Consider the following 13704-nt stretch of genomic DNA (forward strand, 5'->3'; position numbering starts at 1 on the left):
CTCGGCGCGCTGGACCTGAAACTCCGCCACCAGATGCAGGTGGAGCTGAAGGCGCTGCAGCAGCAAACCGGCATCACGTTCATCTATGTTACCCACGATCAGGACGAGGCGCTGACGATGAGTGACCGCATCGCCGTCTTCAATCATGGCCGCATCGAGCAGGTCGCCACCCCCTGGCTGCTCTACGAGCAGCCGCAGACGGCCTTCGTCGCGGGCTTCGTGGGCATCACCAATATTCTGACGCGCGACGGCCGGCACTTCGCACTGCGCCCCGAGAAGATCCGCCTTCTGCCTCCGGGCAGCCGGGCGGATGGGATGGAAAGCCTCCCCGCCACCGTCACCGCCGCGAGCTATCTCGGCATGGCGACGCGCTTTCTGCTTAACTGCGCGGACGGTACGCGTCTCACCGCCGTCGAACAGAATGCCGGCCTCTCGGCCGAGGCGCCGCGCCTGGCACCGGGCGATGCCGTTGTCGCCGCCTGGGCACCCAGCGCCGCCTGGGGCCTCTCATCCACCGCCGCTTCAAGGGAGTAGCATGACCATGAGACCGTCGCTGACACGCCTGGCCGCGCTGACCGCCGCGCTGGTGCTACCTCTGGCGCAGGGCGCCATGGCCGCCGAGCCGCTTGCCGCCATCGGCAAAGGCGAAGGTGCGCTCAACATCGTCGCCTGGGAAGGCTACGCCCAGGATGATTGGGTAAAGCCGTTCGAGGCCGCGACGGGATGCAAGGTCAACCGAAAATACGCGGGCTCCTCGGATGAGATGGTGGCGCTGATGCGCTCGGGCGGCGGTGGGCAATATGATCTCGTCTCGGCCAGCGGAGACGCGACGCTGCGGCTGATCTACGGCCACAACGTCCAGCCCATCAACATGTCCCTCATCCCGGCCTGGAAGGATTTCATTCCCGCGCTGCAGGGGCCCGACTTCAATACCGTGAAGGGCGTGCATTACGGCGTCTCCTACGAATGGGGACCGAATGTGCTGCTCTACAATACCGCCAAGGTCAGCCCGGCGCCGACCTCCTGGTCCGTGCTCTATGACCCGGCGAACAAGGGCAAGATCACGGTGCCGGACAATGCCATCCAGATCGCCGATGCCGCGCTGTATCTCTCCAAGACCGATCCCTCCCTCGGCATCACGGACCCCTATGAGCTGACGCAGCCGCAGATGGACGGCGTGGTGAAGCTGCTCAAGACACAGCGGCCCTTGGTGCGGAAATACTGGGCGCTCGCCTCGGACGAGATCGACCTGTTCCGCAATGGCGACGTCACGATGGGTGCGGCCTGGCCCTATCAGACGAACACGCTGCAGGCGGCGAAAGTGCCGGTCGCCGATACGCTGCCGAAAGAAGGGGTCACCGGCTGGGCCGATACCTGGATGATCTCGGCCAAGGCGCCACATCCCAACTGCGCCTATGAATGGATCAACTACGTGACGACGCCCAAGGTGCAGGCGCAACAAGCGATCTATTTCGGCGAGACGCCGGCCAATACGAAAGCCTGCGCGGAGATGGACAGCCAGCAGGCCGGCGCCTGCAAGCAGTATCATGCCGATGCGCCGGCAAGCTATTTCGACCAGATCCATTTCTGGAAAACGCCCCTGAAGGCCTGCGGCAATGGCAAGGATGACTGTCTGGACTACGGCGCCTGGCAACGGGCCTGGCAGCAGGTGAAGGGCTGAGCGCTTTGGGCAGAGTGACCCTGGCCACCGGCATGGGGGCGCTGCTGTGGCGGCGCCCCGGTTTGCGCTCGGCCGCCCTGCTCTCCCTGCCCGCCCTTTGGTTCCTGCTCTTCTACCTCGCTGCACTCGCCGCCATGTTCGTCTCCTCGCTGCACACGGTCGATGAACTGTCGGGACAGATCCAACCGGGATGGACGCTGGACAATTTCCGGCAGCTGATGACGGGCTGGACCTATGGCCGCATTGCGCTCCGCACCGTCGGCATCGCGGCGGCGGTGACGATCACGGATGCGCTGCTCGCCTGGCCTTTCGCCTATGTCATGGCGCGGCACGCCGGGCCGCGGCTGCGGGCCGTGCTGATGGCGCTGGTTATGCTGCCGCTATGGTCGAGCTACCTCGCACGCGTCTATGCGTGGCGGCTCATCCTGGCGCATGACGGCGCTCTGAATTGGGCCTTGCATGGGCTCGGGCTGCCGGGCGCTTCCATCGGCTATTCCAACTGGGCGATGTGGATCGTCTTCAGCTATCTCTGGCTGCCCTTCATGATCCTGCCGCTTTTCGCATCGCTCGAGCGCATCCCGCCGAGCCTGCTTGAGGCCTCATCGGATCTGGGCGCGGCGGAATGGCGGAGTTTCCGCCGCGTCATCGTGCCCTTGGCACTGCCCGGCCTTGTCGCGGGCTCGATCTTTACTTTCTCGCTGACGCTTGGGGATTACATCACGCCGCTCCTGGTGGGGGGCCCGGGGTCCGATTTCATCGGCAACGTCGTCTATGTGAATGTCGGCGTCTCCAACAACATCCCCTTCGCCGCCGCCTTTGCCCTGCTGCCGCTGCTGGTCATGGCCGGATACCTGCTCGTTGCCCGCCGGATGGGGGCTTTCGATGCCCTCTAGCGTCGGAAAATACCTGCTCTGGGCGGCGGTCGGCGCCATCCTCGCCTTCCTCTTCATCCCCGTCGCCATCATCATGCTCTATGCCTTCTCGGCCTCGAACATCCAGGGCTGGCCGATCGGCGCCTTCAGCCTGCACTGGTTCGTCATGACCTGGCGCGATGGCGAGGTGCGCGGTGCCCTGCTCCTCTCCATCGAGGTCGCGGTAGTGGCCACGGCCCTCGCCATGCTCATGGGCGCGCTCACGGCGCTCGCCGTCCAACGGCTGCGCGGGGCGGTCAGCGAAACGGTCTCCTTCGCCGTCGTGCTGCCAATCGCCCTGCCCGGCATCCTCACCGGCATGGCGCTGAATTCCTATTTCGTCCTCTGGGGAATGAACCTGTCGTTCTGGACCATCGTCATCGGCCACGCGACCTTCTGCACGGTGATCGTCTACAACAACGTCGTCGCCCGCCTGCGCCGCCTGCCCGGCTCCTGGGCGGAAGCCTCGGCCGATCTCGGCGCCGGGCCGCTGCGCACCTTCCGCCTCATCACCTTGCCGATGATCGCGAGCGCGCTCGGCGCGGGCGCGCTGCTCGCCTTCGCGCTCTCCTTCGACGAGGTGATCGTTACCACCTTCACGGCGGGGGCGCAGACTACCCTGCCGCTGTGGATCTTCGGTGCCATCCGGCTCGGCCAGCATCTGCCGGAAGTGAATGTCGTGGTTTTCGTCGTGATCCTGCTCACGATCGGGCCGGTGCTGCTCGCCCAGCGCCTCATGGGCCGGGCGGCGATGCTGCACAAATAGGGGCGGCGGCCGCGCCTATTTGCCCATGAGCGCGTGCACGAGATCGACCAGACCGAACATTGAGAAGGGTGTCACGATCAGGACGATCGCCAAGAACAGCACGAAGCGGCTGAGCACCTTGTCGCTCGGCATTTCGGGGCCGGGCTGCGAGGGTGGCGGCTGGTGGAAATTGGTTCCATCGAAGGGCATAGGCGGCATCTCCGGCCCGGCGCGTTCCAACCGAGATCGATACAATCATCATAACATGGCAAGTGGCGCAATGTCGCCCATCCTTGCCTGCAGATCGGACCGCTAACCTTTCACGTTTCACCGACGATCAGGGCGTTTCCGTTACGGAAGTCGGGGGCGTCAAGGCGGGTCGTGAAGCGCGCCCCGAGCCCACCGGCTGGGTCCCGGCGATCATCCCTGCGTGAAGACGCGGGAGATGCGTCCGGCGGCGCCGAATCAAATCTTGCCCTTGGCCGTTGTTCCTGTTTTGTTCGAGTCTTGGTCAGGGCGAACGGGGGAGTGTCATGGACGGATTCAAGGGTCAGCCGCATCAAGGCCTCGTCGGCACGGTCATGGCTGCATTGTCGAAACGGTCCCGTCGCAGCACGCATCCGGTCGATCTGCGGCGCCTCGCTGAGGAAGCAATTCGCGTTGCAGCGGCGGTGGAGACTGAGTTTTCCCTGATCGAGCGGCCGCGCGAACCCGCCAGCCCTCCGGCCGCCCGCTCCCCATCCTTGTCCGAACTTATGAATGATATGCGGCGAGGCTGATTACTCCGATCGCCGCAGTGCACCATATCGCTTTCAACCGCTACCGCTCATTTGTCGGGCGACGCGACGAATTTTTAGGCAGATTGGAGCTCAATCATGAAAACCGGTATTTTCCTGTCCGCAACTGCAAGTCTGATGCTTCTTGGCAGCACGGCCGTCTTCGCCCAGCAGTATGCTGCCCCGAATGCGATCACGCTGAAGCCGGGCCAAGCTGCCTCCCCCGTGGCCGAGACCACCGCCCCGGCTGCCGTGCAGCAGCCCGTCGGCCTCGTGACCCTGAAGCCCGGCGAGACCGTGGCCACCGCTGGCGCGCAGGATTTCGGCAGCACCCAGGCCGGCGCCACCGAGGTTCCGGCTGGCAGCTTCCAGCTCCTCAAGCCGGGCCAGGCTGGCTAATCTCGCCTTCGCCTTTCGCGGAGCTTGAACACCAAGGGCGGCGATGCTTCGGCATCGCCGCCCTTTTTGTTTAGCGCACGCCGATGCCGGCGGTCAGCCCGCCGTCGATCTTGAAATCGGCGCCGGTGATGAATGCCGCCTTGGGCGAAACGAGGAAGGCGATGAGGTCGGCCACCTCCTCCGGCTCGCCGATGCGACCCAGGGGATGGGCCGCGCCGAAACGCGCGAAGGCACGCTCCACATCCGCATCCGGACCGTCGAAGGTCTGGGCCGCCAGCGTGAGAATCGGCGTCCGGATCGAACCCGGACTGATCGAGACCACCCTGATCTGATCGCCTGCGAAATCCAGCGCCATGGCGCGCGTCATGGCGTGGATCGCGCCCTTGGACGCGACATAGGCCATCACCCCGGCCTGACAGGCAAAGCCCTGCACGCTGGAGAGGTTCACGATCACCCCGCCGCCACGGCGTCGCATCGCCGGCACGCCGAACTGTGCCGTGAGATGGATGGAGCCGGCATTCACGCCCAGGCAGCGCATGAAGGTCTCATGGCTGGTCTCCACCGCATCGCCGTAGGGATGGATGGCGGCAGCGTTGACGATGACGTCCAACCCGCCATGGATCTCCACCGTCTCGGTGACCGCCCCGGCCACCGCCCCCGGGTCGGAGACGTCCGCGCGGCGGACAGTGACCGTCAGCCCCTCCTCGACCGCCAAGGTCTCCAGGCCCTCATTGCCCTCAGCGTCGATGCCGAGCGCCATGACGGCATAGCCGTCGCGCGCGAGTTTCAGCGCCGTCGCCCGGCCGATCCCGGTCGTGCCCGTGACCAGCACTACTTTCGTCGGGGATTCGTTCATTGCCTTGCCTCCCAGCTTTGTATGCCCTTCTCGCCTAGCTCCCTGGCCCACTGCAACGGTTGACGGAGGGCGGGGAAGCGCGGAGCCTGCGCCAAAAGGCGGAGGCGGAGGGAGCGCGACATGGAGCAGACTTGGCGTTGGTTCGGACCGGATGATCCCGTGCCGCTATCCCATGTGCGGCAGGCAGGTGCGACGGGAATCGTAACCGCACTGCACCACATCTATGACGGCCGAGCCTGGACGGTGGAGGACGTCTCCGAACGCCGCGGCATGATCGAAGCGGCCGGCCTGCGGTGGAGCGTCTGCGAATCGATCCCGGTCGCGACGTCGATCAAGCTGCGCACCGGTCCCTACCGGCAGTATGTTGACGCCTGGAAGGACAGCCTCGCCGCGCTCGGCCGCGCCGGCATCCCCACCGTCTGCTACAATTTCATGCCGGTGGTGGACTGGACACGCACGGACCTGATGTATGCAATGCCGCATACCGGGCGCGCGCTGCGTTTCGACATGCTCGAATTCGTCGGCTACGACGTGTTCGTTCTCAAGCGCCCTGGTGCGGAAGGCGATTATCCGCAGGCACTCCTGGACCGCGCGCGCGAGGTCCTCACGCGCAAGACCGACAGCGAAATCGCACAGATCGAGACCAATATCATCGCGGGTCTCCCGGGTGGTGAGGATAGCTACACGCGGGACGGTATCGCCCGCCGCATTGCCGAATTCGACGGCGTGACGCCCGCTGACATGCGCACCAATCTCATGGAATTCCTGCGCGAGGTCGTGCCCGTGGCGGAGGAAGTCGGTGTCAAACTCGGCATCCATCCGGATGACCCGCCGTTCTCCCTGTTTGGCCTGCCGCGCATCGTCTCGACGGCGGAGGACGCGGCCGCGATCCTGGCAGCGGTGGACCGGCCTGCGAATGGGCTCACCTTCTGCGCAGGCTCCTACGGTTCGCGGCCGGACAACGACGTGCCGGCCATGGCGGAGCGCTTTGCGAGCCGGATCAACTTCGTCCATCTCCGCAACGTGGCGAAAGACCCCGACGGGTCCTTCACGGAATCGGACCATCTCGGCGGTGACGTCGACATGGTGAAACTCATCGGCATCCTCCTGCGCGAGGAGCGCCGCCGCGCCGCGGCTGGCGAGACCGCGCCAGTGCCGATGCGGCCCGACCACGGCCATCTCATGGGCTTCGATGGCGAACGACGCAGCAACCCGGGCTATTCCTATATCGGGCGGCTGCGCGGCCTCGCCGAACTCCGCGGCGTCATGACAACGCTGGAAGCGGTGGGGTAAGGCCTTCCGCCGGGCACGCCTAACTCTCGATACGGCGTCATCTGCGGGCTTCGCCCGCGGATGACGCGGCAGGGTTTCAATCTCTCGCCATCGCGGCGGCCACGGCATCGGCCACTGCTTCGGCGGCTGTGCTGCCCTCGGCCCTGAGGCCTTCGACTACCCCGGCGCGGTCGGCCTCGGTACGGTTTTGGCTCATCTTCCATTTGGCGGAGATCGCCGTGATCTCCAGCCGCAGCCCGATGATCGCACGCAGTTGGCTGGCGATGAAATTCGCCGGCGCGTCAGCCACCGCCCAAGGCGCCGCGCGCCCCGCCTCGTGCCTCTCGGTCAACCGGGTCACGATGTCGAGCAGCGTCTCCGGATCCTCATGGAACGACAGGCGTCCGCGCACCTGGATCGAGACATAGTTCCAGGTCGGCACGACGCGGCCGGTTTCGCGCTTGGTCTCGTACCAGGAGGGGGTGATGTAGCCCTGCGGGCCGGAGAAGATCGCCAACGCCTCGACCGCGGCATCGGCTGTCTTCCACTGCGAATTAGCCCGCGCCAGATGGCCGATGAGGCTGCCCTGCGGCCCGGCATCGGCGTCCAGCATCAGCGGCAAGGGTGTCGCGGAAATCCCGCCTTCCCCGAACGTTACGAGCTGGGCAAAGGGGTAATCCAGGATCGCCGCCTGAATGCGCGCAGGCTCGTCCTCCCGGAAAGATCGCGGCAGATACATGGAACTCCTTCAGATCGGGGAAAGCTGCCCGACCTCATCGTCGGCAAAAACACGCGAGCGGGTGAGGAACCGCACGCCACGACCATTCTCCAGCGAGAACATGCCGCCCTTCCCAGGCACGACGTCGATGATGAGCTGCGTGTGTTTCCAGTAGTCGAACTGGGAACGGCTCATGAAAAAGGGCGCGCCGCCGATCTCGCCCAGCCGCACATCACTGTCCCCGGTCATGAAATCGCTTTCCGGGTAGCACATGGGCGAGGACCCATCACAACAGCCGCCCGATTGGTGGAAAAGAATGGGGCCGTTCTCGCGGGCCAGCGTCGCGATCAGATCGAGCGCGGCATCCGTTGCCAGCACACGTTCCACAGATTGTCCCATGGTCCGAAACCTCTCTGCCCTTCGGCCGCTTGCCGCGGCCGGTTCTTCATCCCCGCCAGCGGCGCGGGCGGGTGCTTCCGCGCGATCCGGAAAAACTGATCGCACCACCGAAGAAGATGAGCCCGACAGCTGTCGGCAGCAACCACGCCGGACGTTGCAGCAGCGGCCAGACGAGGTTGGTCCAGATCCACGGCGAGACCCCGCCTTCGATCGCCTTCTGCATGTCCGGAACGATCGTGGCATCCACCATGGAAAGCAGGGTCTTGAGCAGCATGTCCGGCGGCCAGATGCTGGCGACGGCGAAAGCCGCCACCAGGAAGGCGGCTGCGAGGACGGAGAGGATGCGTACGAGGATCACATGAAGAGTTTACGCGTCTGCGGCATCCCAGCATAGAGAGAAGCGACCCACTCCCCGTAGCCATTGTAGATTTGGGTATCGACGACCTGATCGGTGCCGATCAGCCGCTCCTGCGCCTGGCTCCAGCGGGGATGCGGCACGCCCGGGTTCACATTGGCCCAGAAGCCGTATTCGTCAGGGCCGAGCTCCGCCCAGAAGGTTTTGGGCTGCTTCTCCAGGAAGCTCACCTTAACGATCGACTTCCCGGACTTAAAGCCGTATTTCCAAGGAGTTATGAGGCGAATCGGACCGCCGTTCTGCGGCGGCATCGGCTTGCCGTACAGCCCCGTCCCGATGAAGGCGAGTTCGTTATTGGCTTCGGCCAGCGTCAGCCCCTCCACGTAGGGCCAGGGCATGAACCCGTCGAGGCCGGGCATCACCTTCGGGTTCTCATCACTGGTGAAGGCAATGAACTTGGCGCCCGAGGTCGGTTTCGCGAGCGCCACGAGTTTGGCGAGCGGAAAGCCGCTCCAGGGCACCGTCATCCCCCAGGCCTCGACGCAGCGGTGGCGATAGACCCGCTCCTCGACCTGCATCTGTTTCAGCAGATCGTCGATGCCGATGGTGAAGGGCTTCTCCACCATGCCGTCGAAGCTGATCGACCAGGGCCGCTGGGGAAATTTCTGGGCCAGCCGCCACATATCCTTGTCGGTCGAGAACTCGTAGAAGTTGTTGTAGGTCTCGGCGACCCTCTCGGCCGTCAGCGCCCGCCCGGGCTTGAAGCGCATGGCGGCGGCCGGAATGCCCGGCGGCGGAGCCTCGTCGGCGAGAGCCGGGCTGAGGCTGAGGCCGAGACCGAGCGCCCCACCGATCGCCCCCGCGCCCTTCATGACGGCACGCCGCCCGAAGAAGGCCGCTTCCGGGGTGACGTCGCGCCCCGGGGCTTCCCATCCTTGCCGCCGTTTGATCAGCATCGGGCCTCTTCCTTCCGCATTGTCCACGTCTCTATACGCTGACGGGCGGCCGGAGGTTTCATGGACCGTCGCAGAAGACCGTCCGGCTCACTCGGGGATGGTGATTTCCATTCCATCATAGGCCGGTTCGAACCCGCGCGGCAGGTTCCGCATCATCCAGCCCCAATCCATGTCATGCCCCATATGAGTAAGGATGGTGCGTTTCGCGCCGAGCTTGGCGGCCCATTCGACCACGAGGGCGAGCCAGGCATGGGTGCGGTGCGGCTCGCGCTGGAAGCAATCGACCATCCAGGTCTCGACACCGGCAAGCGTTTCCCAGGCGGCTTCGTTCAGGTCGACGACATCGGTGCAATAGGCGAAACGGCCGAGGCGAAGGCCGAGCGTCACGCCGAACCCGTGGTCCTGCTCGAAGACCGCGAGTTCCATTCCAGCAAGGGTCGTGCGTTCGCCGGGGCGCACGGGCTCCGGCTCCAGCACGGGGCGGATGAAACCGGGCGGCCGCCAGGGCAGGAAGGCATAGTCGAAGCGTCGCTCAAGCTCGGCCAGCGTATGCGTATCCGCCCGCACCGGCATCGGCCGCTCGATGATGCGGTTGAGAATGCGGACATCGTCCAGGCCCAGAATGTGATCGGCGTGCGAGTGGGTATAAAGAATTGCGTCGATCTGCCCGATGCCGTGGTCGACCAGCTGCATGCGCATGTCCGGCGAGGTATCGACCAGGATGCGCCGCCCGTCATTGCCCTGCAGCACGATGGAGGAACGGGTGCGGCGGTTGCGGCGCTCGCCCGGATCGCAGACGCCCCAGTCCCCGCGCCCGTCGGCCCCGCCGATCAGCGGCACCCCGGCGGAGCCGCCGCAGCCCAGAACGATGGCCTTCATGCCGCGGCGACCGTTTTCGGATAGAGGCGGCGAAAGTTGACAGCCGTCAACTCGGTCAATGCTTCTGTCGTGATTCCCCTGACCTCGGCAAGTCGGGCCGCCGTATGGGCAACATGGGCGGGTTCGTTGCGCTTGCCACGGAAGGGCACGGGGGCGAGATACGGGCTGTCGGTCTCGACCAGCAGCCGATCCGCCGGCACCTCCGCCGCGATCTCCCTGAGTTCGGTCGATTTCGGAAAGGTCAGGATGCCGGAGAAGCTGAGATAGCCGCCCATCTCGAGCGCTGCTTCCGCGAGCCCGCGACCCGAGGAGAAGCAGTGCAGGAGAAAGTCGAAAGGCCCGCCCTCTGCCCGCTCCTCCGCCAGGATCGCCGCGATATCGGCATCGGCATCGCGGGCATGGATCGCGACCGGCACGCCCGCCATGCGGGCGGCACGGATATGGGCGCGGAACCCGGCCTTCTGCACATCCGGCGGCGCGGTGTCGTAGAAATAGTCGAGCCCGGTTTCGCCGATGCCGATGACCTTCGGATGCCGCGTCATCCCGGCCAGGGTCTCGACCGCCGGCACCGGCTCCTCATGCGCATGCTGGGGATGGATGCCGATGGAGCACCAGATGCCGGGCCGATCCTCGACCATCGCCAGGATGCGCCGGCTCTGTTCCAGGCTGGTGCCGATGGAGACCATCTCCCCCACCCCGGCCGCATGGGCGCGGCCGATCACCGCGTCCAGCTCCTCGTCCTTGAAATAGTCGAGATGGCAATGGCTATCGATCAGCACGCTCAGGCAACCTCTTCCACGAAGCGCGGGAAGATCCCGACCGGCGCCGGCAGGGTCATGCCATCCATCATCGGCGTGGCAAGCCCCGCCAGGCTGCGTGCCTCGGCGGGGACGGCCAGCAGGTCGAGCATCCGCTCCATGCTGTCCGGCATGAAGGGCTGCAGCACGGTCGCGATGTGGCGGATGACATCCGCCAGCACACGCAGCACCTCGCCCATGCGCACAATGTCGGTCTTCTTCAACGCCCAGGGCGCCTGATGGTCGATATAGGCGTTCGCCGCCCGGATGACCTTCCAGGCCTCTTCCAAGGCGACGTGGAAGGACTGGGTCTCGATCGCCGCACCCAGCAGCGCGGGCAGCGCCTGCGCCTGCGCGAGCAGTCCAACGTCGGCTTCGGCCGGCGGGTTCGGCGCGGCCGGAAGGCGGCCTTCGCAATTGCGTGCGATCATCGACAGGCTGCGCTGGCAGAGATTGCCGAGATCGTTCGCCAGTTCGACATTGAGGCGCGAGATCAGCGCGCGACGGCTGAAATCGCCATCATTGCCGAAGGGCATTTCGCGCAGCAGGAAGAAGCGCACGGCATCGCGCCCGAATTCCCCGATCAGCGCATTGGGCTCGACGACATTGCCGAGCGACTTGCTCATCTTCTCGCCTTCCGCCGTCCACCAGCCATTGGCAGCGACGCGGCGGGGCACCGGAATGCCGGCGGCCATCAGGAAGGCTGGCCAGTAGACGGCGTGGAAGCGGATGATGTCCTTGCCCACCATATGCACATCCGCCGGCCAGAATGCCGCGCGCGGCGCATCTGCGTCCGGATAGCCGGTGGCGGTCAGGTAATTGGTCAGCGCGTCCAGCCAGACATACATGACATGGGCAGGGTCGTTCGGCACCGGCACGCCCCAGCGGAAGCTGGTGCGACTGACGGAAAGATCGGTCAAGCCGCCGCGCACGAAGCTCGTGACCTCGTTGCGCCGGGCATGGGGGCCGATGAAATCGGGGTTCGCGTCGTAATGGGCGAGCAGCCGATCCTGCCAGGCGGAGAGACGGAAGAAGTAGGAGGGCTCGCGCACCCATTCGACCGGCGCGCCGGAAGGGGCGACGCGGATGCCGTGGGCATTGGTGGTCAGCTCATCTTCGCCGTAGAAGGCTTCGTCGCGCACCGCGTACCAGCCCTCGTAATGGCCGAGGTAGATCTCTCCGGCCTCCACAAGCTTGGTCCAGAGCGCGGCGCAGGCGCGCTTGTGGCGCTCCTCCGTCGTGCGGATGAAATCATCGTTCGACAGGCCGAGTGTCGCGGCCAGCGCCTGGAATTGCTCGGCCACCGCGTCCGTGAAGGTCTGCGGGTCGACGCCGGCATCCTGCGCCGCCTTCTCCACCTTCTGGCCGTGCTCGTCCGTGCCGGTGAGGAAGAAGACGTCATACCCGTCCAGCCGCTTCCACCGCGCCAGCACGTCCGCGGCGATGGAGGTATAGGCGTGGCCGATATGCGGCGCTCCGTTCACATAATAGATCGGGGTCGTTACGTAGAAGCGTCTGGTCATGTTCCCGCCATCAGGCTCAGCCCCGCCAGCACCGCCTGACGGCGGTCGAGGGCAAAGCGTTCGGTCTCGTCCTGTATCTGAGTCAGGGCCTGCCATACCTTACCCCAGCCCTCAATGGAACGGCGGGTCAGCAGGACCGCCTGATGGCTGTCCGGCGTGCCGCGCGCGCCTTTGCGCACCACGCCCGCGACCGACTGGCGCAGCAGATCCATGAAAAGGGAGAAGGCCGCGTCATCCCGTCCCACCTGGTCCGCGACCGCCTGTGCGGCAAGCCCCTGCGGCAGGCTTTCAAGGACGCGCGCGACCTGGGCGGCCATCGCTGGGCCGTCGCCCTCCGACAGACTCAGGGCCCGTCCGATCGAGCCCTCGGCAAGCGCCGCCATCTGGGCACGTTCCGGCGCCACGAGATCCCGCACGTAGCGGCTGAGCAGCGTTTCCACATCCCGTTCGGCCAGCGGCTGCAGGCGCAGGCTTCGGCAACGGCTGCGGATGGTCGTCGGCAACAGGCCCGGCGCGTGGCAGACGAGAAGGAGCAGCGCGCCGGTGGGCGGCTCCTCCAGCAGCTTCAGCAGGGCATTGCTGGCATTGGTGTTCATGTGCTCCGCCCCGTCGACGATGACGACGCGGTGCTCCCCTTCCCCGGCCGTGCGGCGCAGGAACTGGCTCACCGCGCGCACCTCGTCCACCACGATCTCGCGGCGCAGCTTGTGGGTTTTCTCGTCCGCGCCACGCTCGACCGTCATCAACCCGGCATGGGTGCCGGCCGCGACACGACGGAACACCGGATCGGCCGGGTCCATTGCCAGGCTCTCATGCGGCCCCCGCCCGGCGAGGAGGGCACGCGCCAGCCGGTAGGCAAGCGTCGCCTTGCCGATGCCCTCGGTGCCGGTGATCAGCCAGGCATGGTGCAGTCTTCCGCTTGCCCGCGCCTGCATCCAGAGCCGCTCGGCCGCTTCATGGCCGAGCAGATCGGGATTTTCGCGCGGAAGCGGCGCGGTCAGTTCGTCCCCACGAGCTTGATGTCAAACATCAAAGTCGCGCCCGGCGGAATAGCGTCGCCCGCGCCCTGATCGCCGTAGGCCTGATCGGGCGGGATGATGAGCGTGCGCTCTCCGCCCACCTTCATGCCCTGGACCCCGGCATCCCAGCCCGGAATCACCTGGCCATTGTCCAGCACGAATTTGAACGGCTGGCCGCGATCATAGGAGCTGTCGAACTTCTGGCCCTTCTGGCCGTTGACGTAGAGCCAGCCGGTATATTGCACGGATACGAGATGGCCGGACTGGGCGGTGGCGCCGGTGCCCAGGGTGTCGTCATGCATCATCACGCCATCCGAAAGGGTGGTGAAGCCGGCGGGCGCGCTATCGGCAAAGGCCGCGGGAGACAGGGCGGCCGAGGACAGGCCCATCAGGAGCAGTGCGGCAGCGGGGGGCAGAA

The 13704-nt window shown here is 65.9% G+C and carries 18 protein-coding genes; 7 read left to right on the forward strand and 11 right to left on the reverse strand.

Features of this window, described 5'->3' with window-relative positions; genetic code table 11:
* The 4 genes from VL752_RS05420 to VL752_RS05435 all read left to right on the forward strand — a co-directional run.
* On the forward strand, positions 1-534 hold a 534-nt coding region (locus VL752_RS05420; protein ID WP_325352943.1), incomplete at its 5' end, for an ABC transporter ATP-binding protein.
* Between the two features lies 1 nt (position 535).
* A complete protein-coding gene (locus tag VL752_RS05425; protein WP_325352945.1) occupies positions 536-1681 on the forward strand; it encodes an ABC transporter substrate-binding protein in 1146 nt (381 codons plus the stop codon).
* A 14-nt stretch (positions 1682-1695) separates the two neighbouring features.
* Positions 1696-2574, forward strand: a complete 879-nt coding sequence (locus tag VL752_RS05430; RefSeq protein ID WP_325352947.1) for an ABC transporter permease — start codon at positions 1696-1698, stop codon at positions 2572-2574.
* Positions 2564-3358: an ABC transporter permease gene (locus VL752_RS05435; RefSeq protein ID WP_325352949.1), complete on the forward strand. Its 795-nt coding sequence runs from the start codon at positions 2564-2566 to the stop codon at positions 3356-3358. The genes VL752_RS05430 and VL752_RS05435 overlap by 11 nt, the downstream gene beginning before the upstream one ends.
* Positions 3359-3373: 15 nt before the next feature.
* On the opposite strand, the gene VL752_RS05440 is transcribed toward VL752_RS05435, so the two are convergent.
* Positions 3374-3547 carry a hypothetical protein gene (locus VL752_RS05440; protein ID WP_325352951.1) on the reverse strand — a complete coding sequence of 58 codons (174 nt, stop codon included), beginning with the start codon at positions 3545-3547 and terminating at the stop codon, positions 3374-3376.
* A 323-nt stretch (positions 3548-3870) separates the two neighbouring features.
* Here VL752_RS05440 and VL752_RS05445 point away from each other — a divergent pair, with 323 nt between their 5' ends.
* Together VL752_RS05445 and VL752_RS05450 are read left to right on the forward strand one after the other, a co-directional pair.
* Positions 3871-4116 (forward strand): hypothetical protein, encoded by a 246-nt coding sequence (locus tag VL752_RS05445; RefSeq protein WP_325352953.1) that lies wholly within the window; start codon positions 3871-3873, stop codon positions 4114-4116.
* Positions 4117-4212: 96 nt separating this feature from the next.
* Positions 4213-4512, forward strand: a complete 300-nt coding sequence (locus tag VL752_RS05450; protein ID WP_325352955.1) for a hypothetical protein — start codon at positions 4213-4215, stop codon at positions 4510-4512.
* Positions 4513-4582: 70 nt separating this feature from the next.
* Here VL752_RS05450 and VL752_RS05455 read toward each other — a convergent pair whose 3' ends face one another.
* Positions 4583-5368, reverse strand: coding sequence for an SDR family NAD(P)-dependent oxidoreductase (locus VL752_RS05455; RefSeq protein ID WP_325352957.1), 786 nt, complete (start codon positions 5366-5368; stop codon positions 4583-4585).
* Positions 5369-5488: 120 nt separating this feature from the next.
* On the opposite strand from VL752_RS05455, the gene uxuA reads away from it, so the two are divergent.
* Positions 5489-6661 (forward strand): mannonate dehydratase, encoded by a 1173-nt coding sequence (uxuA, locus tag VL752_RS05460; RefSeq protein WP_325352959.1) that lies wholly within the window; start codon positions 5489-5491, stop codon positions 6659-6661.
* 76 nt (positions 6662-6737) lie between these two features.
* Here the strand turns inward: uxuA and VL752_RS05465 are convergent, their stop codons facing one another.
* The 9 genes from VL752_RS05465 to VL752_RS05505 all read right to left on the reverse strand — a co-directional run.
* Positions 6738-7379: an FMN-binding negative transcriptional regulator gene (locus tag VL752_RS05465; RefSeq protein ID WP_325352961.1), complete on the reverse strand. Its 642-nt coding sequence runs from the start codon at positions 7377-7379 to the stop codon at positions 6738-6740.
* Between the two features lie 9 nt (positions 7380-7388).
* The gene (locus VL752_RS05470; protein WP_413788761.1) at positions 7389-7745 is read right to left on the reverse strand and encodes a DUF779 domain-containing protein; all 357 of its coding nucleotides are present in this window, start codon (positions 7743-7745) and stop codon (positions 7389-7391) included.
* 58 nt (positions 7746-7803) lie between these two features.
* Positions 7804-8115 carry a hypothetical protein gene (locus tag VL752_RS05475; protein ID WP_325352964.1) on the reverse strand — a complete coding sequence of 104 codons (312 nt, stop codon included), beginning with the start codon at positions 8113-8115 and terminating at the stop codon, positions 7804-7806.
* The gene (gene msrP / locus VL752_RS05480; RefSeq protein WP_325352966.1) at positions 8112-9068 is read right to left on the reverse strand and encodes a protein-methionine-sulfoxide reductase catalytic subunit MsrP; all 957 of its coding nucleotides are present in this window, start codon (positions 9066-9068) and stop codon (positions 8112-8114) included. The genes VL752_RS05475 and msrP overlap by 4 nt, the downstream gene beginning before the upstream one ends.
* Positions 9069-9155: 87 nt before the next feature.
* On the reverse strand, positions 9156-9947 hold the full coding sequence (locus VL752_RS05485; protein WP_325352968.1) for an MBL fold metallo-hydrolase: 792 nt from the start codon (positions 9945-9947) through the stop codon (positions 9156-9158).
* Positions 9944-10726 (reverse strand): TatD family hydrolase, encoded by a 783-nt coding sequence (locus VL752_RS05490; RefSeq protein ID WP_325352970.1) that lies wholly within the window; start codon positions 10724-10726, stop codon positions 9944-9946. Before VL752_RS05490 ends, VL752_RS05485 begins: the two co-directional genes overlap by 4 nt.
* A gap of 2 nt (positions 10727-10728) precedes the next feature.
* Positions 10729-12267, reverse strand: coding sequence for a methionine--tRNA ligase (gene metG / locus VL752_RS05495; RefSeq protein ID WP_325352972.1), 1539 nt, complete (start codon positions 12265-12267; stop codon positions 10729-10731).
* Positions 12264-13268 (reverse strand): DNA polymerase III subunit delta', encoded by a 1005-nt coding sequence (locus tag VL752_RS05500; protein ID WP_325352976.1) that lies wholly within the window; start codon positions 13266-13268, stop codon positions 12264-12266. Before VL752_RS05500 ends, metG begins: the two co-directional genes overlap by 4 nt.
* A partial coding sequence (locus tag VL752_RS05505) for an FKBP-type peptidyl-prolyl cis-trans isomerase (protein ID WP_325352974.1) occupies positions 13265-13704 on the reverse strand: 440 nt, incomplete at its 5' end. The genes VL752_RS05505 and VL752_RS05500, both read right to left, overlap by 4 nt.

Origin of the sequence: Acidisoma sp., from assembly GCF_035492295.1 — a bacterium.
Taxonomy (GTDB): Bacteria; Pseudomonadota; Alphaproteobacteria; order Acetobacterales; family Acetobacteraceae; genus Acidisoma.